The 23,219-nt window shown below is 66.0% G+C and carries 19 protein-coding genes; 16 read left to right on the top strand and 3 right to left on the bottom strand.

From position 1 onward, the window contains the following. Positions 1 to 27 precede the first annotated feature (27 nt). The 13 genes from C6W88_RS07635 (at position 28) to ahpF (ending at position 16,215) form a co-directional block, all read left to right on the top strand. Positions 28 to 1,788: a methyl-accepting chemotaxis protein gene (locus tag C6W88_RS07635; protein WP_231498574.1), complete on the top strand. Its 1,761-nt coding sequence runs from the start codon at positions 28 to 30 to the stop codon at positions 1,786 to 1,788. Positions 1,789 to 1,880: 92 nt separating this feature from the next. Beyond that, positions 1,881 to 4,028 carry a methyl-accepting chemotaxis protein gene (locus C6W88_RS07630; RefSeq protein WP_108132028.1) on the top strand — a complete coding sequence of 716 codons (2,148 nt, stop codon included), beginning with the start codon at positions 1,881 to 1,883 and terminating at the stop codon, positions 4,026 to 4,028. After that, entirely contained in the window at positions 4,025 to 4,897 is an 873-nt protein-coding gene (locus C6W88_RS07625) for a CheR family methyltransferase (RefSeq protein WP_108132027.1), read from the top strand. The genes C6W88_RS07630 and C6W88_RS07625 overlap by 4 nt, the downstream gene beginning before the upstream one ends. Positions 4,898 to 4,966: 69 nt before the next feature. Continuing rightward, the gene (locus tag C6W88_RS07620; protein ID WP_045992355.1) at positions 4,967 to 6,025 is read left to right on the top strand and encodes a protein-glutamate methylesterase/protein-glutamine glutaminase; all 1,059 of its coding nucleotides are present in this window, start codon (positions 4,967 to 4,969) and stop codon (positions 6,023 to 6,025) included. Between the two features lie 41 nt (positions 6,026 to 6,066). After that, positions 6,067 to 7,785 carry a methyl-accepting chemotaxis protein gene (locus tag C6W88_RS07615; RefSeq protein ID WP_231498573.1) on the top strand — a complete coding sequence of 573 codons (1,719 nt, stop codon included), beginning with the start codon at positions 6,067 to 6,069 and terminating at the stop codon, positions 7,783 to 7,785. Between the two features lie 41 nt (positions 7,786 to 7,826). Then, entirely contained in the window at positions 7,827 to 8,216 is a 390-nt protein-coding gene (gene cheY, locus C6W88_RS07610) for a chemotaxis response regulator CheY (protein ID WP_045992353.1), read from the top strand. A 26-nt stretch (positions 8,217 to 8,242) separates the two neighbouring features. Continuing rightward, on the top strand, positions 8,243 to 8,905 hold the full coding sequence (gene cheZ, locus C6W88_RS07605; protein WP_108132025.1) for a protein phosphatase CheZ: 663 nt from the start codon (positions 8,243 to 8,245) through the stop codon (positions 8,903 to 8,905). A 161-nt stretch (positions 8,906 to 9,066) separates the two neighbouring features. Continuing rightward, positions 9,067 to 10,245, top strand: coding sequence for a flagellar biosynthesis protein FlhB (gene flhB / locus C6W88_RS07600; protein WP_108132024.1), 1,179 nt, complete (start codon positions 9,067 to 9,069; stop codon positions 10,243 to 10,245). Positions 10,246 to 10,294: 49 nt separating this feature from the next. Then, positions 10,295 to 12,376 carry a flagellar biosynthesis protein FlhA gene (flhA, locus tag C6W88_RS07595; RefSeq protein WP_108132023.1) on the top strand — a complete coding sequence of 694 codons (2,082 nt, stop codon included), beginning with the start codon at positions 10,295 to 10,297 and terminating at the stop codon, positions 12,374 to 12,376. A 2-nt stretch (positions 12,377 to 12,378) separates the two neighbouring features. After that, on the top strand, positions 12,379 to 12,813 hold the full coding sequence (locus C6W88_RS07590) for a flagellar protein FlhE (protein ID WP_108132022.1): 435 nt from the start codon (positions 12,379 to 12,381) through the stop codon (positions 12,811 to 12,813). A gap of 22 nt (positions 12,814 to 12,835) precedes the next feature. Beyond that, positions 12,836 to 13,537, top strand: a complete 702-nt coding sequence (locus tag C6W88_RS07585; protein ID WP_108132021.1) for an RNA polymerase sigma factor FliA — start codon at positions 12,836 to 12,838, stop codon at positions 13,535 to 13,537. Between the two features lie 221 nt (positions 13,538 to 13,758). Then, entirely contained in the window at positions 13,759 to 14,322 is a 564-nt protein-coding gene (ahpC, locus tag C6W88_RS07580; RefSeq protein ID WP_045992348.1) for an alkyl hydroperoxide reductase subunit C, read from the top strand. 336 nt (positions 14,323 to 14,658) lie between these two features. Beyond that, on the top strand, positions 14,659 to 16,215 hold the full coding sequence (gene ahpF, locus C6W88_RS07575; RefSeq protein WP_108132020.1) for an alkyl hydroperoxide reductase subunit F: 1,557 nt from the start codon (positions 14,659 to 14,661) through the stop codon (positions 16,213 to 16,215). A 125-nt stretch (positions 16,216 to 16,340) separates the two neighbouring features. Here the strand turns inward: ahpF and C6W88_RS07570 are convergent, their stop codons facing one another. The 3 genes from C6W88_RS07570 to C6W88_RS07560 are packed head-to-tail and all read right to left on the bottom strand — an operon-like array spanning position 16,341 to position 19,733. Beyond that, positions 16,341 to 17,261, bottom strand: coding sequence for an N-carbamoyl-D-amino-acid hydrolase (locus C6W88_RS07570; RefSeq protein WP_108132019.1), 921 nt, complete (start codon positions 17,259 to 17,261; stop codon positions 16,341 to 16,343). Then, entirely contained in the window at positions 17,258 to 18,514 is a 1,257-nt protein-coding gene (locus C6W88_RS07565; RefSeq protein WP_108132018.1) for a Zn-dependent hydrolase, read from the bottom strand. Before C6W88_RS07565 ends, C6W88_RS07570 begins: the two co-directional genes overlap by 4 nt. Continuing rightward, positions 18,504 to 19,733, bottom strand: coding sequence for a diaminopropionate ammonia-lyase (locus C6W88_RS07560; protein WP_108132017.1), 1,230 nt, complete (start codon positions 19,731 to 19,733; stop codon positions 18,504 to 18,506). Before C6W88_RS07560 ends, C6W88_RS07565 begins: the two co-directional genes overlap by 11 nt. Positions 19,734 to 19,929: 196 nt before the next feature. Here C6W88_RS07560 and C6W88_RS07555 point away from each other — a divergent pair, with 196 nt between their 5' ends. The 3 genes from C6W88_RS07555 to C6W88_RS07545 all read left to right on the top strand — a co-directional run bounded on the left by C6W88_RS07555 (position 19,930) and on the right by C6W88_RS07545 (position 23,140). Further along, positions 19,930 to 21,003 carry a MurR/RpiR family transcriptional regulator gene (locus tag C6W88_RS07555; RefSeq protein WP_108132016.1) on the top strand — a complete coding sequence of 358 codons (1,074 nt, stop codon included), beginning with the start codon at positions 19,930 to 19,932 and terminating at the stop codon, positions 21,001 to 21,003. A gap of 322 nt (positions 21,004 to 21,325) precedes the next feature. Further along, positions 21,326 to 21,838, top strand: a complete 513-nt coding sequence (locus tag C6W88_RS07550; protein ID WP_108132015.1) for a TRAP transporter small permease — start codon at positions 21,326 to 21,328, stop codon at positions 21,836 to 21,838. A gap of 15 nt (positions 21,839 to 21,853) precedes the next feature. Then, on the top strand, positions 21,854 to 23,140 hold the full coding sequence (locus tag C6W88_RS07545; protein WP_181248614.1) for a TRAP transporter large permease: 1,287 nt from the start codon (positions 21,854 to 21,856) through the stop codon (positions 23,138 to 23,140). The last annotated feature ends 79 nt before the right edge of the window (positions 23,141 to 23,219 follow it).

The raw sequence follows: 23,219 nt of genomic DNA, 5'->3' as shown, positions 1-23,219 counted from the left end.
GAAACGACGCCCGTACAGGAAAGGCACGTGAAGCGACTCAATGACATGACGGTAAGGCTGAGCTGGACGCTGGTACTGGGCACCTTCGCCCTGCTGGTGGCGCTGCTCAGCGCCCTCGGCCTCTATATCACCTCGCTCAGCGAAGACTCGATCCAGCGCCTGAACGAGGTCAACGTCGACCAGCAATCCGCCCTCAACCGGGCCAACTCCCAGCAGCTGTTCCTACAGCTCGAGCTACGCGACATCCAGGCCGGACTGCTCGACGCGGTGTGGCCGGAGGAGCGTGAACCGCTGATCGAGGCGGCGGCTGCCCTCGACGACGACCTGGCCACCCTGGAGGCCACCTTCGCCGAGTTCATGGCGCTGCCGAGCCGCCCCGAACAGGCCGAGCGCATCGCCGCGGTGGAAGCGGCCTTCCGCGCCCTGATCGACCAGGGGCTGATCCCGCAGCGGGCGGCGCTGGCCGAAGGCGACACCGACGTCTTCACCCAGAACCGCGAAGACCTGATCGCACTCAGCGACGCCTTCTACAAGGCAGCCGTGGACTTCTTCGTCGCCGCCGAGAGCAACGGCGCCGCGCTCTACGACACCTTCCTCGAGAACATGGGGCTGCTGCAGTGGGCCATCGTCGCCGTGCTGATCATCGCCGCCCTGACCATCGGTTGCGTGCTGTGGGGTGTCACGGTCAACGTGATTCGTCCGCTGGGGCGGCTGGTCGGCTACTTCGAGGCGGTGGAGTCCGGTCGCCTGGACCAGCAGATTCCCGAGCGCGGCAACAACGAGATCGGCCGTCTCTACGCCTCCCTGGCCAAGATGCAGGCGGGGCTGGCCGGCACCGTGGGCGCGGTACGCGACAGCGGCAACCTGATCTACCAGGGTGCCCAGCATATCGCCGGCGGCAACAACGACCTGTCCGCGCGCACCGAACAGCAGGCCGCCTCGCTGGAGGAGACCGCCTCGAGCATGGAGGAGCTGTCCTCCACCGTCAGCCAGAACGCCGACAACGCCCGCCAGGCCAGCCAACTGGCCAACGAAGCGAGCAGCGCCGCCGGCCGCGGCGGCGAGGTGATGCAAAGCGTGGTCACCACCATGCACGACATCCGCTCGGGCTCTCATCGGGTCGCCGACATCGTCGGCACCATCGACGCCATCGCCTTCCAGACCAACATCCTGGCGCTGAACGCCTCGGTGGAGGCGGCGCGTGCCGGCGAGCACGGCCGCGGCTTTGCGGTGGTCGCCGAGGAGGTGCGCAAGCTGGCCAGCCGCTCGTCGGAGGCAGCACGCGAGATTCGCGAGCTGATCGACGCCTCGCTGAATCAGGTCGGCTCGGGCACCGAACTGGTGGATGAGGCCGGCCAGGTGATGCAGGAACTGGTCACCTCGGTCACTCGCGTCAGCGACATCATGGACGAGATCGCCTCGGCCACCAGCGAGCAGAGCCACGGCATTGGCCAGGTCAACGACGCCATCAACCAGATGGAACAGGTGACCCAGCAGAACGCCCAGATGGTGCAGCAGGCCGCCTCGTCCTCCAACCAGCTCGAGGCCGAGGCCAGCCGTCTGACCGCCACCATGAGCCGCTTCCAGCTGGCCGACAGCGGGGCCGATGCCGACAACAGCCAGGACGAACTGGCCCGCTGGATGCCGGCACTGCGATCGAACCAGCGCGACGCCGAGGCCAGCCGCCACGCCGGGCAAAGACCCGGAGCCGGCCAGACCAACAGCAACACCAGCACCAGCACCAGCCAGCACGACAGCAGCAGCGACGACGAGTGGGAGTCGTTCTGACGACCTCACTCCGGGCTGCCCGGGGTCGCCCCTAACGACCCCGGGCAGCGCCCGCGACAACCACACAAGAAAACGACCATGCAGGGGGCAAGATGCGAAACAATCAACCGACCACCCAGCGGGAATTCGTGCTCGACGACGATCATTTCCTGATCTCCCGCACCGACCTCCAGGGCCGGATCACCTACGCCAACCCGGCCTTCGTCGAGGTCAGCGGCTTTGCCCGCGACGAACTGATCGGCGAACACCACAACGTGGTGCGCCACCCCGAGATGCCGCCGGCCGCCTTCGCCGACCTGTGGAAGTGCCTCCAGGCCGGCAGGACCTGGCAGGGACTGGTCAAGAACCGCCGCAAGAACGGCGACTACTACTGGGTCAGGGCCAGCGTCTCGCCGCTGGAAGAGGGCGGCGAGGTGGTCGGCTACGCCTCGGTGCGGGTCAAGGCGTCGAGTGACGAGATCGCCCTGGCCGAGCGCGCCTACGCCGACTACCGCGCCGGCAAGCGCCGCCCCCGCTACGCCCTGCGCCAGGGCCAGCTGCGCCGGCGCGGGCTTTTCGGTGCCCTGGGACGACTGAACCTCAAGAGCATGAAGGCGCGTCTGATCGGGCTGATCGGGGTGGCGGCGGTGCTGCTGGCGGCCAGCGGTGCGATCGGGCTCTACGCCGAGCGTCAGTCGGTGGGCTATTTGGCGTCCATCCACCAGGACGGCCTGCAGGACGTGGCCAGCCTGCAGCGCATGGATCAACTGATCACCCAGGGGTATTCGTCGCTGGTGGGCAAGGAGCGCATGGCGCTGATGGACAAGCGTGAGGAGCACGCCGCCGAGCTTTCGGTGATCCAGCAGAGCCTCGGCGGACTGTGGGAGCGCTATCGCCAGCGCGAGGTCAACCAGACCGCCCTGGCCGACATCTTCGAGCGCCAGCTCAATGAGTACCTGGAGAACTCCCTGGGCAAGTCGATCGAGATCCTCACGGGTGAAGACAGCTATGAGGTGTTCGTCGCCCTGCCCAACCACATCGGCGTGGTAGAGGCCGAGGGCAAGGCGCTGTCCGATCGGGTCACCACCCTGATCCAGGACAAGCAGGCCGCCGCCAACGCCCTGGCGGCAAAAGCCAGTCAGATGCAGCAGACCATGCTGATGGTGCTGGCCGGGGTGCTCGGTGCGGGCCTTTTGCTGCTGGTGCTGATCGGTGGCCTGACCCTGCGTGCCATGCTCAAGCCGCTGCGCGAAGTGGAGCGTTTCAGTCTGCAGATCGCCTCAGGCAACCTGGGCGCCGAAGTGCCCAGCGCCCGGCGCGACGAGATGGGCCGCGTGATCGCCGGCCTCGACGTGATGCGCAAGAGCCTCGGCAGCATCATCGGCGACGTCAACAAGGCCATCGGCCAGGTCACCCCGGCGGTAGCCGATATCGCCAGGGGCAACGAGGACCTGTCGGCGCGTACCGAGCAGCAGGCGTCGTCGCTGCAGCAGACCGCCGCCAGCATGGAAGAGATGACCACCACCGTCGCCCACAACAGCGACAACGCGCGTCAGGCCAGTGGTCTTGCCTCGGACAACGCCGAGCGCACCCAGGCCACCAGCGAGCTGATGCAGCGCCTGGTGGGCAACATGGGCGAGATTACCGAGGGCTCGCGCAAGATGGCGGAGATCATCTCCACCATCGATGCCATCGCCTTCCAGACCAATATCCTGGCGCTGAATGCCTCGGTGGAAGCCGCCCGGGCCGGCGAGCAGGGTCGTGGCTTTGCGGTGGTGGCCGGCGAGGTGCGCAAGCTGGCCGGCCGCAGCGCCGACGCCGCCAGCGAGATCCGTGGGCTGATCGACGACGCCAACCAGCGGGTCGACGGCGGCGCCGAGCTGGTGCGCCAGGCCGAAGCCTCCATGACCGAGGTCATGGAAGCCACCACCCGGGTCAATGACATCATGGCGGAGATCACCGCCGCCTCCAACGAGCAGAGCAACGGCATCGTCCAGATCAACCAGGCGGTGACCGAGATGGACCAGGTGACCCAGCAGAACGCCGCCCGTGTCCAGACCTCCGCCGCCGCCGCCTACCAGCTGCGTGCCCACAGCGAGGCACTGGCCTTCGCCATTCGCGCCTTCCGCCTGAAGGGCTCGGCCCAGGAAACGGTGAGCGAGAAGCGCGAGCGTCAGGACCCACGCACCGACGACAGTGCGCCGCGACGCGAGCCGGCGCCAGCCGCCCAGACACACCATGAGGAGTGGGAAGCCTTTTGAACGAGCCCCTGGCACCACCAGGCAGCTGGAGCACGAGCGAGGGGATCCCCTCGCTCGAGCGTGACCTGCTGCTGACCGAGCGCGACTTCAGCCGCATTCGTCAGCTGATCCATGAGCGGGCCGGCATCGTGCTGGCCGAGCACAAGCGCGAGATGGTCTACAGCCGTCTGGCCAAGCGCCTGCGCCATCATGGTCTGACCCGCTTCAGCGACTATCTGGAAAGACTCGAACGACGTCCGGATGCCAGGGAATGGGAGGCGTTCACCAATGCCTTGACCACCAATCTGACGGCCTTCTTCCGTGAGGCCCACCATTTTCCGCTGCTGGCCGAGCACGCCAGTGGTCGTACCGGCGGTTACCGAGTGTGGTGTGCCGCCGCCTCCACCGGCGAGGAGCCCTACTCCATCGCCATGACGTTGAGCGATGTCTTCAGCGGCAATACCGGCAAGTTCGAGGTCATCGCCACCGATATCGACACCGACGCCCTGGCCCGGGCCCGCGCCGGGGTCTACAGCATCGAGCAGCTCGCGCGGCTGGACGAGGGCCTCAAGCGGCGCCACTTCCTGCGTGGCAAGGGCCGCCACGAGGGCATGGCGCGGATTCATCCCGACGTCAGCCAACGTGTTGCGTTCCAGTCGCTCAACCTGCTCGCCCCGAGCTGGGGCATGGAAGGCAAGTTTGACGCGATCTTCTGTCGAAACGTGATGATCTACTTCGACAAGCCGACCCAGACGCGGATCCTCGAACGCTTTGCACCGCTGCTCAAGCCCGACGGCCTGCTGTTCGCCGGCCATTCGGAGAACTTCTCCCAGATCAGCGACGCCTTCCGTCTGCGTGGCCAGACCGTCTATCGACTGGCCGGGCGCTGAACGACGTCTAAAGATCCCTTTCCGGTCGCCGATAACACAGATACTGGCCCATCCCCCTAGGAGAGCTGCTTGAGCGCCCCCAAGATCAAGGTGTTGTGCGTCGATGACTCGGCCCTGATTCGCAACCTGTTGAAGGAAATCATCCAGTCCCAGGCGGACATGGAGGTCGTGGCGGTGGCGCCCGATCCGCTGGTGGCGCGGGATCTGATCAAGCGCCACAACCCGGACGTGCTGACCCTGGACGTGGAAATGCCGCGCATGGATGGCCTCGACTTTCTCGAGCGGTTGATGCGGCTGCGCCCGATGCCGGTACTGATGGTGTCGTCGCTGACCCAGGCCGGCTCCGACATCACCCTGCGCGCACTGGAGCTGGGTGCGGTGGACTTTGTCGCCAAGCCGACCCTGGGCATCCGCGACGGCATGCTCGACTACGCCAATGACATCGCCGCCAAGATCCGCGCCGCGGCACGCTCGCGCCCCCGCCAGACGCGCCCGAACCAGGAGCCGCCCAGGCGCCTGTCGGCACCCATCATCGGCAGCGAGAAGCTGGTCGCCATCGGCGCCTCCACCGGCGGTACCGAGGCCATCCGCCAGGTGCTCGAGCCGCTGCCGGCGGCGAGCCCCGCCATCATCATCACCCAGCATATGCCCGGCGGCTTTACCCGCTCCTTCGCCGAGCGCCTGGACCGGCTGTGCCAGATCTCAGTCAAGGAGGCCAGCGACGGCGAGCGCCTGCTGCCCGGCCACGCCTACATCGCCCCGGGTGACATGCACCTGGAGCTGGCCCGCAGTGGCGCCAACTACATCGCCCGACTGCACGACGGGCCGCCGGTCAATCGCCACCGCCCCTCGGTGGACGTGATGTTCGACTCGGTGGCACGCCTGGCGGGCGCCAACGCGGTGGGCGTACTGCTCACCGGCATGGGCAAGGACGGAGCCGCCGGCCTTGTGAAGATGCGCCAGGCCGGCGCTTCCACCCTGGCCCAGGACGAAGCCAGCTGCGTGGTGTTCGGCATGCCGCGGGAAGCCATCGCCCTGGGAGGGGCGGACGAAACCGTCGCCTTGCCTGAAGTGGCGCCGAGGATTCTCGCGCTGGTCGCCGCCGCTGGCCGTGCCCAGCGCGTCTGATGGTCGCCCAGGGAAGGGCGTATTCGCTCAAGGAGTTCACCGTGTCACTACTACGCAATATTCGCCTGCACACCCTGATGATCGTGATGCTGGCCAGTCTGCTGGTCGCCTCGGTCATCGGCCTGGGGATCGGCATGCTGAGCAGTCACAAGGCTGCCGACACCCTGTCGCTGCTCAACCGCATCAACGTCGAGCAGCTCAACGCGGTCAATCGCGGTGACGCCCTGCTCAACGAGGCACTGCTGGAGATCGAGGTCGCCGCCACCAGCCAGCAACTGGATCGGCTGGACAAGGCCCAGGAGCTGATCGTCAGTGCCGAGTCCCACTTCGACCGTTTCGCCGCCGTCCCCCGCACCCCCCAGGGCGAGGCCGTCGGCGGGCGCATCGAGGACCGCTACCCGGTGGTCATGGACGGCGCCGTCAAGCTGATCGAGGCACTGCGCGATGGCGACAGCGAAGGCTTCGAGGCCGGTAGCCTGGCGCTTGCCCCCGAACTTGCCGAGCTCAACCAGGCACTCGATGCGTTCAGCAGCTACGCCGACGCCCGCGGCAACACCATCGTCAGCGACTTCGAACGTCAGTCACGCCTTGACCGCGGGCTGGAGCTGGCGGCCCTGGCGATGATCCTGCTGGCCATCGCCGGCGCCTACCTGCTGTTGAAAAGCCTGGTGATCAAGCCGCTGGCACGGGCGGTGGAGAGCCTGGACGCCATCGCCCACGCCGACCTGTCGCGACCGATCCAGGTGCGGGGCGACAACGAGATCAGCCAGCTATTTCGCGCCATGCAGGAAATGCAGCACAAGCTTGGCCAGACCGTCAGCGAGGTTCGCCGGGGCGGCACACGCATGGCCAGCGGCAGCCACGAGATCGCCTCGGGCAATGTCGATCTGGCGACCCGCACCGAACAGCAGGCGGCCTCCATCGAACAGACCGCCGCCAGCATGGAGCAGCTCACCACCACGGTGTCCCAGAACGCCGACAACGCCGGCCAGGCACGCCATCTGGCAAGCCAGGCCTCGACCACTGCCGAACAGGGTGGCCAGGTGGTCAGCCAGGTGGTGGAGACCATGGAAACCATCAGCCAGGACTCGCGCCAGATCAGCGAGATCACCGGGATGATCGATGCCATCGCCTTTCAGACCAACATCCTGGCGCTCAACGCCTCGGTGGAGGCGGCACGGGCCGGCGAACAGGGCCGCGGCTTCGCGGTGGTCGCCGGCGAGGTCCGCAGCCTGGCCAGTCGCAGCGCCGAGGCCGCCGGTCGCATCAAGTCGTTGATCGAGACCTCCACCAGCCGCGTCGACGGTGGTACCCGACTCGCCCGTCAGGCCGGCGAGACCATGGCAGAGGTGGTCAGCTCGGTGCGCCGGGTGCTCGACATCGTCGACGAGATCGCCGTGGCCTCCCGCGAGCAGAGCGACGGCATCGGACAGATCGGCCAGGCGGTAGTACAGATGGACCAGACCACCCAGCAGAACGCCTCGCTGGTGCAGCAGGTGTCACGCGCCGCCGAAGACCTGGCGCTGCAGGCGCGCCAGCTGGCCGCCGCGGTGGAAGTGTTCCGCCTGCCAGCAGGGCTCGAGACAGATAGCCCCGTTGCGCTGGCAAGCGCGCCGGGACAGCCGCTGACCGCGAGCACCGGCAGCGTCCCTGACGACCTCGATGACGATGGCCGCAGCACAGACAGCAGCGATGGTCGCCGCGAGCCCGAGGCCCGCGCGAGCCAGCGACACGACGAAACCGAATGGGAGGCCTTCTAGGCCTCCACCCCAAGCGATAACGACGACGAGGACCCGTATCAATGGCCGACAAGAACATGCGCATCCTGGTGGTGGACGACTTTCCCACCATGCGCCGCATCGTGCGCAGCCTGCTCAAGGAGCTGGGCTTCACCAATGTGGAAGAGGCCGAGGACGGCCAGGACGGCCTGGCAAAACTGCGTGAAGGCGGTTTCGACTTCGTGGTCTCCGACTGGAACATGCCCAACCTGGACGGCCTGGAGATGCTCAAGGCCATCCGTGGCGACGATGCCCTGAAGTCACTGCCGGTCCTGATGGTGACCGCCGAGGCCAAGAAGGAAAACATCATCGCCGCGGCGCAAGCCGGCGCCAACGGTTACGTGGTCAAGCCGTTCACCGCCGCCACCCTCGAAGAAAAACTCAACAAGATCTTCGAAAAGCTCGGTATGTGACGCCCTGGCGCCACGAGGAGACAACGATGACACAACAGCAGATCGCCAGCGCCGCCCCCGGGCCCAACGCCCAGGGCGACGACCTGGTCCAGCGCATCGGCCAACTGACCCGCATGCTGCGTGAAAGCATGCGCGAGCTGGGCCTGGACAAGGAGATCGAAAAGGCCGCAGAGGCCATCCCCGACGCCCGTGACCGCCTTAGCTACGTTGCCACCATGACCGAACAGGCGGCAGAACGCTCGCTCAACGCCATCGACCGCGCCCAGCCGCTGCAGGATAGTCTGAGCGAACACGCCAAGGCGCTGGACGATCGCTGGCAGCAGTGGTTCGACGCCCCCAAGGAGCTCGACGAGGCCCGCGACCTGGTCAGCGACACCCGTGCCTACCTGACGATGGTGCCGGAGAACACCCAGGCCACCCAAAAGGAGCTGCTGGAGATCCTGATGGCCCAGGACTTCCAGGATCTGACCGGCCAGGTGATCAAGCGCATGATGGACGTCATCCGCGAGATCGAGGACCAGCTGGTGCAGGTGCTGATCGACAGCGTGCCCGAGAGCGAAGCCCGTGAAAGCCTGCGCCGGCGCAACGAGGATTCGTTGCTCAACGGCCCCCAGGTCAAGCCTGAGAGCAGCGACGTGGTGGCGAGCCAGGACCAGGTCGACGACCTGCTCGACGAACTGGGTTTCTAGCCGCCTCGCCGAGGGCCGCGCGCCTACCATCCCTTCCCGGGATCAGACAGGGCTTCCCCCATCAGGGGGTAAGCCCTCTTTCTCGTCACCTTTTCGGGCCTTTGAACTGGCCTGCCCAAGGGACAATGGGCCATACCAGAACTTGTGCCCGTTGATCCCCCATGGCCGACAGCTCCAGCGATCAGGAAAAGACCGAAGAGGCCACCCCGCGACGCCTTGAGAAGGCGCGCGAGGAAGGCCAGGTAGCGCGTTCGCGGGAACTCGCCACTTTCATGCTGCTGCTCGGCGGCGTGGTCGGGCTGTGGTCCATGGGTGCCATGCTCTACGGCCAGCTGGGCAGCGTGATGGAGCAGGCCTTCCTGTTCGAGCGCCGCGAGGCCATGGAGACCATGCCGATGCTGTCCCAGGCGCTGGACCTGGGCAGTCGCACCCTGCTTAGCCTGATTCCGCTGTTTCTGCTGCTGACCCTGATCGCGCTGGTGGCGCCGGCACTGCTCGGCGGCTGGCTGGTATCGGCCAAGGCACTCAAGCCCCAGGCGTCGAAGCTGAACCCGGTCAAGGGCCTCAAGCGCATGTTCTCCACCCACGCCCTGGCGGAGCTGGGCAAGGCCATCGCCAAGTCGGTGCTGGTGGGCGGTGTCGGCCTGGGCTTCGTCTACCTGCATCGGGGCGAGGCGCTGAGCCTGATGGAATTGCCCATCGCCGCGGCGCTGGCGGCATCGATGAAGCTGGCCGCCGAGGCCAGCGCGCTGATGGTGCTGACCCTGGTGGTGGTGATCCTGATCGATGTGCCCTACCAGCTATGGAGCCACGCCAAGAAGCTGCGCATGAGCAAGGAAGAGATCAAGCAGGAGCACAAGGAGTCCGAGGGCGACCCCCAGGTCAAGGGCCGCATCCGCCAGCAGCAGCAGGCCATGGCCCGAGGCCGCATGATGAGCCAGGTGCCCGACGCCGACGTGGTGGTCACCAACCCCACCCACTACGCGGTGGCGCTGAGCTACCGCGAAGGCAGCATGGGCGCACCACGGGTCGTCGCCAAGGGCGCCGACGCGGTGGCCGCGCGCATCCGCGAGCTGGCCGGTGAGGCCGGCGTGCCACTGCTCGAGGCGCCGCCCCTGGCGCGCACCCTGTACCGCCACGTGGACCTGGATCGCGAGATTCCCATGGAACTCTACACCGCGGTGGCCGAGGTGCTGGCCTGGGCCTTCGGCCTCAAACGCGCCGCCAGCGAAGGCGAGACGCCGCCGCCCGCCCCAGAATCCATCCAGGTGCCCGCCGAACTGGCCGTGGCCGCCTCCACGCCAGAGCGCAATGTGACAGCAGACGAGAGACAACCATGACCCCAGCGCCTGACCACAGCGCCATCGCCAGCCCGGCGGGAGACCACGGATGAAGCCGTTGTCCCAGTACCTGACCCGCCGCGACTGGATGGCCGAGATCCCGATGAAGGTGCTGGCCGGCCCGCTGTTGATCATCATGATCCTGGCGATGATGATCCTGCCGCTGCCGCCCTTCGCGCTGGATGTGCTGTTTACCTTCAACATCGCCCTGGCGGTGATGGTGCTGCTGGTCAGCATGTTCACCGAAAAGCCGCTGGACTTCGCCGCCTTCCCTGCGGTGCTGCTGTTCACCACCCTTCTGCGGCTATCGCTCAACGTGGCCTCCACCCGGGTGGTGCTGATGAATGGCCACGAAGGCGGCGACGCCGCCGGCAAGGTCATCGAGGCCTTCGGCCAGTTTCTGGTCGGCGGCAACTTCGCGGTGGGTCTGGTGGTGTTCTTGATCTTGGTGATCATCAACTTCATGGTCATCACCAAGGGCGCCGGGCGCATCGCCGAAGTGGGCGCACGCTTCATGCTCGACGCCATGCCGGGCAAGCAGATGGCCATCGACGCCGACCTCAACGCCGGTCTTATCGGCGAGGAAGACGCCAAGCGGCGGCGCGCCGAGGTGGCCCAGGAGGCCGACTTCTACGGTTCCATGGACGGCGCCAGCAAGTTCGTGCGCGGCGACGCCATGGCCGGCCTGATCATCATGGTGGTCAACGTGCTGGGCGGGCTGATGATCGGCCTGATGCAGTACGACATGGCCTTCTCCGACGCCGCCCGCACCTACATCCTGCTGACCATCGGCGACGGACTGGTGGCCCAGATCCCGGCGCTGGTGATCTCCACCGCCGCCGGCGTCACGGTGTCCCGGGTCAACACCGACCAGGACGTCGGCCAGCAGATGATCAGCCAGCTGTTCGTCAATCCCAAGGTGCTGATCCTGGCGGCCGGGGTGATGGGCCTGCTGGGCCTGGTGCCGGGCATGCCCAACCTGGTGTTCCTGCTGTTTACCGTACTGCTTGCGACCCTGGCCTGGTGGCTGACCCGCCAGTCCGAGAAGCGCCTGGTCGAAGAGCAGGAAAGCACCGCCCCGGCGCCCCCCCCGGAAGCCCCGGAGGCGAGCTGGGACGACGTCCAGCTGGTCGATACCCTGGGCCTGGAGGTCGGCCACCGGCTGATTCCGCTGGTCGACGCGCGCCAACAGGGGGAGCTGCTTGGTCGGATCAAGAGCGTGCGCAAGAAGTTCGCCCAGGAGGTCGGCTTCCTGCCACCGGTGGTGCATATCCGCGACAACCTGGAGCTGGACGCCTCCACCTACCGGGTCACCCTGAAGGGCGCCGAGATCGGCCGCGCCGAGGCCTGGCCCGGGCGCTGGCTAGCCATCGACCCCGGCCAGGTGTCCGGCGAGCTGGACGGCACCCCGACCCAGGACCCGGCCTTCGGCCTGCCGGCGGTGTGGATCGACGCCAGCCAGCGCGAACGCGCCCAGGTCTACGGCTACACCGTGGTCGACGCCAGCACCGTGGTCGCCACCCACCTGAACCACCTGCTGCACCGCCACGCCTCCGAGATGCTGGGGCGCCAGGAGGTGCAGAAGCTGCTCGACAAGCTCAGCGCAGAGCAGAAGTCGCTGGTCGAGGAGGTGGTGCCCAAGGCGCTGTCGCTGACCGCCTTCACCCGGGTGCTGCAGCAGTTGCTGGACGAGGACGTGTCGATCCGTGATCTGCGCACCATCCTCGATACCCTGGCCGAGCACGCACCCCATCAGCAGGACCCCACCGAGCTGACCGCCCTGGTGCGCATCGCGCTCGGCCGCGCCATCACCCAGCAGTGGTTCGCCGGACAGGAATCGCTCAACGTCATCGGCCTCGAGCCCCAGCTCGAACAGGTGCTGCACCAGGCCATGAACGGCAACGGCGCCCTGGAGCCGGGCCTGGCCCAGACCCTGATGGACCAGACCGAGGCGGCGCTGGGCCGCCACGAGGCCACCGGCGAGCCGCCGGTGCTGGTGGTCACCCCGAGCCTGCGCCCGGTGCTGGCACGCTTCCTGCGCCGCCGTCTGCGCCACCTGGTGGTGATGTCCCAGGCCGAGATCCCCGACGACCGCATGCTGCGCGTCACCCATCAGGTCGGGGGGATGTGACCATGCTCCCAGCCTTGATCCTTGCCCGGAGAACCCGGATTACGCCGAGACGCCTGGCGACACTCGCCCTGCTGGCGCTGTGGCTGATCGCCAGCGGCGCCCAGGGCTTCCCCGGTGCCTGGACCGCCAACGCCCCGCGCATGACCGTCGCCTCGAGCCAGCTCGACCAGTCGTCGCGACCGCTGACGCCGCCCTCCGCCAGCGTCGAGGGCGTGATCGAGCGGGTGGTGTGGCGCTATCGCACAGCGCCTGGCGCCCGCCTGCAGGGTCGCCTGTGCCATGGACAGCGCTGCCTGCGCCTGAAGGCCGCCCACGGCAGCACCGAACACTTCGCCGGCCTCGACGCCGCCGGCCCCTTCGTCTTTCGTTTCCGTCTCCTGGATGGTGAGTCGCCGCTCGTTGTCGACGGCATGAGCGTGATCGTCAACCACCGTTGAGGCTGTCCCAGAGGAAAGTGCCATGTACACCGCACAAGGCAGAATGGAGCATCAGTCCCAGCTCGAAGCCTACCTCCCCATGGTGCGTCGCCAGGCCCTGGCGCTGCAGGTCAAGCTGCCCGCCGGGGTCGACCTGGATGATCTGATCCAGGCCGGCATCGTCGGCCTGCTGGAGGCGCTGGGGCGCTTCGATGCAAGCCAGGGCGCCCAGTTCACGACCTTCGCCAGCCAGCGGGTGCGCGGCGCCATGCTCGACGAACTGCGCAGCCGCGACTGGCTGCCGCGCAGCGTACGCCGCCAGGCCCGGGCACTGGACGAGGCCACCCGCGAGCTGCAGCAGCGCCTCGGCCGCCCCCCGGAGGAACACGAGATCGCCGAGGCGCTGGACATGGACCTGGTCAGCTACCGACGCCTGTTGAGCGACGTCAACAACGGCCAGCTGATGCCCTTCGAGGAATTGCTCGCCGAAGGCAACGAGCATCGCTTCAGTGACCAGATCGGCATGGCACCGCTGGCCGAACTGCTCGACGGCGAACGCCGCGAGGCGCTGGTCGCCGCCATCGCCGAGCTGCCCGAGCGGGAAAAACTGCTGATGGCGCTCTACTACCAGGAGGAACTCAACCTCAAGGAGATCGGCGCCGTGCTGGGGGTCAGCGAGTCCCGGGTGTGCCAGATCCATAGCCAGGCGGTGAGCCGACTGCGCGCGCGATTAAGCGAGCACTGAGCCGCTCCGACAACTCAGCGAAGAAAGCGAAAGAAGAAAACGAAAGAAGAAAACCACTGGCAAAACGGCAGGTTAGAAAGAGCGGCCGACTAGAGGGAACAGCCACCCCATAGCCATCTCTTATCAGGATTATCGGACCATTCAATTTATCCAATTGCTCGTTTCTGCGTAAGGTGAGCCCTGTCTTCAGACAATACACCCATCGCTCAAAGGAGACGGGAATGTCCCTGATCAACACCGAAGTCAAGCCGTTCAAGGCCACCGCTTACCACAACGGCGAGTTCGTCGACGTCTCAAGCGACGACATGAAAGGCCAGTGGAGCATCGTCTTCTTCTACCCGGCCGACTTCACCTTCGTCTGCCCGACCGAGCTTGGTGACCTGGCGGACAACTACGAAGAATTCAAGAAGCTGGGCGTCGAGATCTACAGCGTCTCCACCGACACCCACTTCACCCACAAGGCCTGGCACGACAGCTCCGAGACCATCGGCAAGCTGCAGTTCCCGATGATCGCCGACCCGACCCTGACCATCTCGCGCAACTTCGAGGTGCTGATCGAGGAAGACGGCCTGGCCGAGCGTGGCACCTTCGTCATCGATCCCGAGGGCAAGATCCAGATCGTCGAGATCAACGCCGGCAACATCGGCCGCAACGCCGAAGAGCTGCTGCGCAAGGTCAAGGCTGCCCAGTACGTCGCCGCCCACCCCAACGAGGTGTGCCCGGCCAAGTGGAAAGAAGGCGAAGAGACCCTGGCGCCGTCCCTGGACCTCGTCGGCAAGATCTAAGCCTTGTCCGCAAGATCTGGCACTTGTCCGCCAGATCTGACACTTGACCGAAAGTGTCTTGAGCAAGATGTGACTGCGCCAAGGCTGGCTGACTCAGCCTTAGTGTCCCTTGTCGCAGTCACGGCGCCTCGCCAGAGGCGCCCGTCACCCCTGAGGTGACACCCTTTTCCCCACCGGGTCGTTCGTCTCGGTCGTCCTACCAGTCGCTTATGCGAGATCGGGTCCTTCGGCCCGGTGGGGATTCTGCGGCCCAATGATCGGCCAGTTCGCCGATACCGGCACTACGCCCCCGCCGCAGACCACCATTTTCCGATTTTTATCAGGATTGCCGCTGTCATGTTGGACGACTCTCTCAAGCAACAGCTGAAAGCCTATCTCGAACGTGTCACCCGCCCCTTCGAGCTTGTCGCCACCCTCGATGACGGCGACAAGTCCAGGGAACTCCACGGCCTGCTCAGCGACATCGCCGCGCTCAGCGGCCACATCAGCCTGTCCACCGAAGGCACGGACCCACGCACGCCGTCGTTCGCCCTTTATCGTGATGGCGCCCCCACCGGGGTGGTGTTTGCCGGCATCCCCATGGGTCACGAGTTCACCTCACTGGTACTGGCGCTTCTGCAGGTCGGCGGGCATCCGCCCAAGGCCAGCGCCGAGGTGATCGAACAGATCCAGGCGCTGGACGCGGACATGCACTTCGAGACCTACTTCTCGCTGTCCTGCCAGAACTGCCCGGACGTGGTCCAGGCGCTGAACCTGATGGCCATTCTCAACCCGCGGATCTCCCACGACGCCATCGACGGCGCCCTGTTCCAGGACGAGGTCGAGGCCCGCGAGATCATGTCGGTGCCGAGTGTCTACCTCAACGGCGAACCCTTCGACCAGGGCCGCATGACCCTCGAGCAGATCCTGGCCAAGGTCGACACCGGCGCCGAAAAGCGTGAAGCCGAGAAGATCAGCGCCAAGGAGTCCTTCGAGGTGCTGACCATCGGCGGCGGTCCCGCCGGAGCAGCCGCCTCCATCTATGCCGCGCGCAAGGGTATCCGCACCGGCGTCGCCGCCGAGCGCTTCGGTGGCCAGGTGCTCGACACCATGGCCATCGAGAACTTCATCTCGGTGCAGGAGACCGAAGGGCCCAAGCTTGCCACCGCGCTTGAAGAGCACGTCAAGCAGTACGACGTCGACATCATGAACCTGCAGCGTGCAGAAGCTCTGGTGCCGTCAAGCGAGCCGGGCGGCGAGCACGAGGTGCGCTTCGCCTCCGGCGCCAGCCTGCGCGCCAAGACGCTGATCCTGGCCACCGGCGCCCGCTGGCGCGAGATGAACGTGCCCGGCGAGGCCGAGTACCGCAACCGCGGAGTGGCCTACTGCCCGCACTGCGACGGCCCGCTGTTCAAGGGCAAGCGCGTCGCGGTCATCGGCGGCGGCAATTCCGGCGTCGAGGCGGCCATCGACCTGGCCGGCATCGTCGCCCACGTGACCCTGTTCGAGTTCATGGACGAGCTGCGTGCCGACGCCGTGCTGCAGAAGAAGCTGCGCAGTCTGCCCAACGTCGAGATCATCTCCGGTGCCCGCACCACCGAGATCAACGGCGACGGCAACCGCGTCACCGGCCTGAGCTATGAAGAGCGCGCCAGCGGCGAGCTCAAGCAGGTCGAGCTGGAAGGTGTGTTCGTGCAGATCGGCCTGGTGCCCAACACCGAATGGCTCAAGGACTCGCCGATCGAGCTCTCCGAGCGCGGCGAGATCATCACCGACGCCCATGGCATGACCTCGGTCCCCGGCATCTTCGCCGCCGGCGACGTCACCACCGTGCCCTACAAGCAGATCGTCATCGCCGTGGGGGCAGGTGCCACCGCCGCCCTCGGCGCCTTCGACTACCTGATTCGTCAGTAAGGTCGAGCCCTCGACCACGACAAAGCCGTGTTCCCTGAAGACACCGTCTGGCTTTCTTGGCCGCGGTGTCCACGACCAGGAAGGTCGTGACTAGCCTGCCGCCCCTCGGGGCGGTTTTTTTTGGTCTATTGATCGTCGTCCACCAGTACGCCGTAGCACTCCGGTCGCCGGTGCAGGCGGAAGTTGAAGATGTGCTCTCGTATTTCCCGGGTGCGGTCCAGGTCGCATTCGTGGACGATCAGCTCATCCTCCAGGGTGCTGGCCATGGCGACGATCTCGCCGGTGGGGGCGATGATGCAGCTCTGCCCCAGCAGGTCGCAGCCTTCTTCGCGGCCCGCCTTGGCGACGCCCACCACCCACATGCCGTTCTGGTAGGCCCCGGCCTGCATGCACAGATGATTGTGGAAGCCCTGCAGGTGGTCATGCTCCGGCACCGGCGGATAGTGGATCGGGGTGTTGTAGCCCAGCATCAGCAGCTCGACCCCCTTGAGTGCGCTGACCCGGTAGGTCTCCGGCCAGCGGCGATCATTGCACAGCGCCATGCCCATCTTGCCGCCGAAGGCCTCCCAGCAGCCAAAGCCGTCCTCGCCAGGTTCAAAGTAGCGCTTCTCCAGATGCTGGAAGGGCCGCCAGGGTTCGTGCTCATGATGGCCCGGCAGATGCACCTTGCGATACTTGCCCACCAGCTCACCGGCCTGGTCGACCAGGATCGAGGTGTTGTAACGGTGCACCCGGCCTCCCGACTCGATGCGTTCGGCGTAGCCCAGGTAGAAGCCGATACCCAGTTGCCTGGCCGCCTCGAACAGGGGCCTGGTGGCCTCCCCCGGCATCTCGCCTTCGTAGAAACCATCGAGTTCATCGGCATCGTCGAAAAACCAGCGGGGAAAGAAGGTGGTCAAGGCCAGTTCGGGAAACACCAGCAGGGTCGCGCCACGCCGGTGCGCCTTGTGCAGCAGCGCCAGCATCCGCTCGATCACCCGGGAGCGTGGCTCACTGCGTGCGATGGGGCCCAACTGGGCCGCGCCTACCACGATATGTCGACTCATGGATTCTCTCTCGGGACGTCAGGGGACTGGCACAGCTCGAGCAGCACCTGCAGCAGCACGTTGGCTCCCGCGGCGACATCCTCGGGCGCGGTGTACTCCTCGATGTTGTGACTGATGCCGCCCACGCTCGGCACAAAGATCATCGCCGTTGGACAGACCCGCGCCAGCATCTGGGCGTCGTGGCCGGCGCCGCTGGGCATGCGACGCACGCTGTAGCCCAGGCGGCGCGCGGTGGTCTCGACCAGCCCCACCACTTCAGGATCGAAGTCCACCGGCTCGAAGCGGGCCAGGGAGCGTCGCTCGAACGCCAGACCCTCCTCTTCGGCGACCTGCCGGGCGAAGCGCTCCACGTCCTCTTCGACCTGGCGCAGCACGCTATCGTCGGTATTGCGAAGATCCACCGTCATGCTGGCGCTCAGGGGGACCACGTTGATCAGATCCGGGGTGAACGCCATACGTCCCACGGTGCCCACCTGATGGCCACCTGCCTGCTCGACGCGTTGCCGGACGTAGGCGGCGGTGGCCACCGCCCCATGGGCAGCGTCACGTCGCAGCGACATCGGCGTGGTGCCGGCGTGATTGGAGCAGCCGTCGAAGCGATACTCCGACCAGGAAATGCCTTGTACCTGCTCTACCGCGCCGATGGTGATGCCCTGCTGTTCAAGCACCGGCCCCTGTTCCACGTGCAGCTCGACAAAGGCGTGCGCCTCGGGACGGCCCACCGGCCGCTCGCCCACGGCACCGATACGCGTCAGGCAATCGGCCACGCTCTCGCCGTCGATCCCGCGGGTGGACAGCGCCTGCTCCAGTGGCATGCCGCCCACATAGACCAGGCTGCCCATCATGTCCGGCGCGAAACGCGCGCCTTCCTCATTGGTAAAGAAGGCCACGCACAGCGGCCGGCGCGTCTCGATACCGGCCTGATTGAGCGTCTGGACCACCTCGAGACCGGCCAGCACCCCAAGATTGCCGTCGTAGAGGCCTCCCGTGCGCACGGTATCGATATGCGACCCCGTCATCACCGGTGGGCCGGGCTGCTGCCCCGGACGCAGACCAAACACATTGCCGATGGCGTCCTGGTGAATCTCGAGGCCGAGTTCCTGCATCCAGCCCATCACTCGCTCACGGCCCAGGCGATCTTCCTCGCTCAACGCCAGGCGGCAGACTCCGCCCCCCGGCAACGCGCCGATCTCGCCCAATTCGTTCAGTCGCTGCCACAGGCGTTCGCCGTCGATACGCAGATCATTCCACATGGTTGGCCCTCCCGCGTGCGATGACGTCCTCGGCGCTGGCACCGACCAGTTCACGATAGACCTCGGCGTCGGTGGCACCTTCACTGCCGATCAGCAGCACTCGGCTATTGCCATCGAGGCCCAACCGGGCGCCCAGATCCGGCTCTTGACTAGCCAGCAGCAACCCCACCAGACCGGCGACCGCGCTTTCCCCGGCGACCAGCGCCGGATCGCCGCCAACGCCCTCGGCCAGCAGCTTCATCGCCTCCACCGCCGCTTCATCACTGACCGCCAGATAGTCGTCGATGCCTTCATCGAGCACCTCCCAGGCCAGCAGCGACACCTCGCCACAGGCGAGCCCCGCCATCAGGGTATCGAGGTCGCCGTCGACCGCCACCGGCTCGCCGCTGCGGGCGCTTTCCAGCAGACAGGCAGCGCGCTCCGGCTCGACCACGATCACGCGCGGACGATTCACCCCATAGGCCTCCCACAGCTGGGCCAGGGTCGCGGCGGCGAGCCCCCCCACACCGCCCTGGACGAAGCAGTGGGTGGGCGGCTGATCGAGCTGATCCACCGCCTCATCGACCATCACGCTGTAGCCCTGCATCACATCCCGTGGCACCTCCATGTAGCCGGGATACGAGGTGTCCGACACCACGAACCAGCCGTATTCGGCCGCGTCGCTGGCGGCCTGACGGACCGAATCATCGTAGTTGCCGGCGACCCGGCGGATCTCGGCACCGAAGTCGGCGATGGCCTGTTCCCGGCCCGGGGAGACGGTGGCGTGCAGATAGATCACGCAGCGCACGCCGAACTGACGAGCGCCCCAGGCCACCGAGCGACCATGGTTGCCGTCGGTAGCACAGCACACGGTCAAACCGTCCAGCGCGTCGCGATACTCGCCGGCCATCAGCGCCTCGCTGGTGACCTGCTCGCCGAGCCGACGCTTGATCAACCGCAGCACCGCGTAGGCGCCGCCGAGGGCCTTGAAGCTTTTTAGCGAGAAGCGCTCCGACTCGTCCTTGTAGTGGATCGCCGCCACTCCCGCCGCCGCCGCCAGGCCGTCGAGGCCCACCAGCGGGGTCGCGGCGTAGCCGGGCCAGCGGCGTATCTCGTCCCGCGCCTGCTCGAGCGCTGCCTGGTGGAGGATCGCGCGCTGACGCTCGCCGATGGGCGCACCGGGCGTCACGCGTGGGTTGGCGACGTGGCGCCAGCGGGAATGTTCGATCAGCGCGGTCATGGGGTCTCCTGGAGTCGGTGGGAAGCGGTCGTCGAGCCCGTGCGCGGGGTGGCGGGCAAAGCGAGGGCGGTGGGGCCCTGGCCTGGCAAAGGTCACCTGGCCTGAATATCTCACCTCAATCTGAAACCATATTTTCACTTTGTCAATTATTGAAAATACATTTTCACATCGCTTTACCACGTGCCATACTGCTTTCATGACCGACACGACCCACGCCGACATGAGCCACGAACAGAGCCTCAGCCACGAACAGAGCCTCGAAGCCAGGCTACGCGCCCACCACCAGGACCTGCCTCCGGCGGAGCGCCGACTGGCCGAGCTGCTGCTGAACTTTCCCGGTGACATCTCGCGCTACGGTGCGGGAGAACTGGCCGAGGCCGCCGGTACCTCTCGAGCGGCGGCGTCACGCCTGTTTCGCCGGCTCGGCTACCGCGACTTCAACGAGGCCAGACAGCAGGTGCGTGACGCCCAGCGCTGGGGCTCGCCGCTGTACCTGTCCAGCGCCACCGAGGCCCGTCGACCGGCTCCTGGCAACAACAGTGCGACAGGCCAGAACGCCACCGGCCATGACAGCGGTGCGCTTGAGCAGGGTACCGGCCTGGAAAGTGCCGCCCAGGGCGGCAGCTCGCGCCAGCCGTCGGCACGCGGGACGGAGGGCCAAGCGCTGTCAGGGAGCCAGAGTGCACTGGGCGGGCTCGATGCGGATAGCGCACTCGGGATGCACCTGGCGCAGGAACAGGACAACCTGGCGCGCAGCTTCGCCGAGCTGGACCAGGCGGCGCTAGGCGAGGCCATCTCGGCCCTGGGCAAGGCGCCCCGGGTACATCTAGCGGGGTTTCGCAACAGCCAGATGCTGGCGAGCTTCTTTCATCGTCAATTGCAATTGCTCAGGCCCGATGTCCAGCTGCTGCCCCGGCCAGGCCAGACCCTCGGCGAGGACCTGGTCGACGTAGGAGCGGATGATCTGGTGATACTGATCGCGCTGAGGCGACGCACCGGCCAGGAGACCAGCCTGCTCGACTGCTGCCGTCAGCAGGGAGCCAAGACCCTGCTGCTGGTCGATCCGACCTGCCCGACCACCCTGGCAGGCGACTGGCGCCTGGAAGCACGGGTGGCCTCGGCTTCACCCTTCGACAGCTACGCCTCCTGCCTCAGCATGATCCAGGCGATCTGCACCATTTTTTACCGTCAGAATATCGATACCTGTCAGCAGCGCCTGAGGGAAGTCGAAGCGCTTCATGACAGCCTGGATGAGCTCTCCAGGCTGTAACAATATCTTCTGTAGTGATGAATATACGGGGACAATCATGTGCCAAAAAAGCCGTTAACCCAGTGACTACTTATCTCATGACGGAAAATTTCTAGAAACCCTATATTCTGATAAACCGACACATTCACCACAAGGGTTCAAGCGCGAAAGTCAGTCTGCACCAAGGTGAACATCCGCTTGCACCATTTATTATCGCCTCGAGCTTTATCAGGTCGAAAAAGGGAACATTGAACACAGCAAAATACTGAAAAACCGATAGAAACCCGACTCTGGCACCAAAGATGTAAAGAACAAACACAAGACACGACGGGAGCCAATCACCATGTCACGAACCCTTGACCTGGCGGCACGACTGAGCCACACCCTGGACCAATGGGTGGAGCGTTGCTGCGTCATTCTGCTCGCCGTTCTGGTCGTCACCGTCTGGACCGGCATCCTCGCCCGCTATGTCCTTCCCTGGAACCTCACCTTTACCGAAGAGATGGCCCGTTATCTGATGATCTGGGTCGCGTTGCTGGCAATCTCCATGGGGATATGTCGGCGCCAGCATGTCGGCATGCTGGTACTCTTCGACCGACTTCCGGCGCTTCTCCAGCGTGTTCTTGCGCTGTCCTTCGACCTTATCGGCATCGCCTTTTTCGCGGTCATGTTCTTCTACAGCCTGACCTACGTCGAACGCGGCTTCAGTCAGTCCACCATGATCTTCGGGGTTCCCAAGGGCTACCCCTACCTGATCCTCCCCATCGCCTCCGGAGTGGCGTGCCTGCAGCTCGCTCTGTCTGCGCTGAAGGACATGAAGCGTACGTCCCCCCAACCGGCGCTCGAGCGCACCTGAACAGGAGTCGCCCTCATGGTGCTAGTCGCCTCTGCCTTCTTTCTGCTGCTGGTCATCGGCATGCCGGTGGGTATCGTGCTCGGCGTCGCCGGGCTGCTGGGACTCGTCGACATGGGCGGTGGCAGTTTTCTCGCCATGGTCCCTGACAAGTTCTTTTCTGGGCTGAACCTGTTCCCGTTCCTGGCGATGCCGTTCTTCATCCTCGCCGGCGAGATCATGAACCGTTCCGGGCTGACCCTGAACCTGGTCAACTTCGCCCAGTCACTGGTGGGCTGGCTGCGCGGCGGCATGGCCCACTCCAACATGCTGGCGTCGGTGATGTTCGCCGGGCTCACCGGCTCGGCCACCGCCGACGCCGCCGCCTTCGGCAATACCCTCGTGCCGGCAATGAAGAAGGCCGGCTACAGTGGCCCTTACGCCTGCGCCGTCACGGCGGCCGGCTCCATCATCGGTCCGATCATCCCCCCATCCACCCTGGCCATCATCTACGGCTCGCTGATGGGGGTGTCGATTGCCGGGCTGTTCGCCGCCGGGATCATCCCCGGGCTGCTGCTGTGTCTGGTGTGCATGTGCCTGATCGCGGCCACCGCCCGCCGCCTCAACCTGCCCAAGGATGAACAGGGCACCAGCCTTGCTCGTATTCTCAAGGAATTTCGCCTGAGCCTGCTGGCGCTGATCCTGCCGGTCTTCATCCTCGGCGCCATCCTCACCGGCATCACCACGCCCACCGAAGCCGCTGCGCTGGCGGTGTTCTACGCCCTCTTTGTCGGCTGCGTGTGCTATCGCAACATCGGCTGGCGTGATCTCTACGAGATGCTGGCGAGGACCGCGCTGATCACCGGGGTCATCTTCCTGATCATCGCCTCGGCCTCGATCCTCGGCTGGTGGATGACCTTCAATCAGATCCCCCAGCTGATCGCCGACGCCTTCCTGTCGGTGTCGCAGTCACCCGTGGTGGTGGTCACGATGATCGTCGCCCTGCTGCTGTTCATCGGCCTGTTCATGGATATCAACGCTGCGTTGATCATCCTGGCGCCGGTGCTCGCCCCCCTGGCCGCGACCATCGGGCTTGAGCCGGTACACGCAGGCATGATCATCATCCTGTCGCTGACCATCTCGCTGATGACACCACCGGTCGGCGCCTGCCTGTTCGTGCTGGCGTCGGTGACCGGCGAGCGCATCGAATCGATCACTCGCTCGCTGTGGCCCTTCATCGTGGTCGAGCTGCTGGTGCTGCTGGCCACCGCCTACTGGGAACCCATCAGTCTGGCCATCCCGCGCATGCTGGGACTGGCGGGCTAATCTATTGCGGCGCCAGGCGCCGCTTGTCCTCGACGCAGTGCAACACCCAAGGCGCCTGGCTCGCTCGGCGGGCGCCAAC

This window comes from Halomonas litopenaei (assembly GCF_003045775.1).
Classification (GTDB): Bacteria; Pseudomonadota; Gammaproteobacteria; order Pseudomonadales; family Halomonadaceae; genus Halomonas; species Halomonas litopenaei.
The sequence above is the reverse complement of the archived record's forward strand: the minus strand, read 5'-3'. Positions and strand labels throughout refer to the sequence as shown.

What these genes read in the sequence shown, in the direction of transcription:
- C6W88_RS07630 (WP_108132028.1), top strand. Translation starts at nt 1,881, where the DNA reads ATGCGAAACAATCAACCGACCACCCAGCGGGAATTCGTGCTCGACGAC.
- cheY (WP_045992353.1), top strand. Translation starts at nt 7,827, where the DNA reads ATGGCCGACAAGAACATGCGCATCCTGGTGGTGGACGACTTTCCCACC.
- cheZ (WP_108132025.1), top strand. Translation starts at nt 8,243, where the DNA reads ATGACACAACAGCAGATCGCCAGCGCCGCCCCCGGGCCCAACGCCCAG.
- flhB (WP_108132024.1), top strand. Translation starts at nt 9,067, where the DNA reads ATGGCCGACAGCTCCAGCGATCAGGAAAAGACCGAAGAGGCCACCCCG.
- flhA (WP_108132023.1), top strand. Translation starts at nt 10,295, where the DNA reads ATGAAGCCGTTGTCCCAGTACCTGACCCGCCGCGACTGGATGGCCGAG.
- C6W88_RS07590 (WP_108132022.1), top strand. Translation starts at nt 12,379, where the DNA reads ATGCTCCCAGCCTTGATCCTTGCCCGGAGAACCCGGATTACGCCGAGA.
- C6W88_RS07585 (WP_108132021.1), top strand. Translation starts at nt 12,836, where the DNA reads ATGTACACCGCACAAGGCAGAATGGAGCATCAGTCCCAGCTCGAAGCC.
- ahpC (WP_045992348.1), top strand. Translation starts at nt 13,759, where the DNA reads ATGTCCCTGATCAACACCGAAGTCAAGCCGTTCAAGGCCACCGCTTAC.
- ahpF (WP_108132020.1), top strand. Translation starts at nt 14,659, where the DNA reads ATGTTGGACGACTCTCTCAAGCAACAGCTGAAAGCCTATCTCGAACGT.
- C6W88_RS07570 (WP_108132019.1), bottom strand. Translation starts at nt 17,261, where the DNA reads ATGAGTCGACATATCGTGGTAGGCGCGGCCCAGTTGGGCCCCATCGCA.
- C6W88_RS07565 (WP_108132018.1), bottom strand. Translation starts at nt 18,514, where the DNA reads ATGTGGAATGATCTGCGTATCGACGGCGAACGCCTGTGGCAGCGACTG.
- C6W88_RS07560 (WP_108132017.1), bottom strand. Translation starts at nt 19,733, where the DNA reads ATGACCGCGCTGATCGAACATTCCCGCTGGCGCCACGTCGCCAACCCA.
- C6W88_RS07555 (WP_108132016.1), top strand. Translation starts at nt 19,930, where the DNA reads ATGACCGACACGACCCACGCCGACATGAGCCACGAACAGAGCCTCAGC.
- C6W88_RS07550 (WP_108132015.1), top strand. Translation starts at nt 21,326, where the DNA reads ATGTCACGAACCCTTGACCTGGCGGCACGACTGAGCCACACCCTGGAC.
- C6W88_RS07545 (WP_181248614.1), top strand. Translation starts at nt 21,854, where the DNA reads ATGGTGCTAGTCGCCTCTGCCTTCTTTCTGCTGCTGGTCATCGGCATG.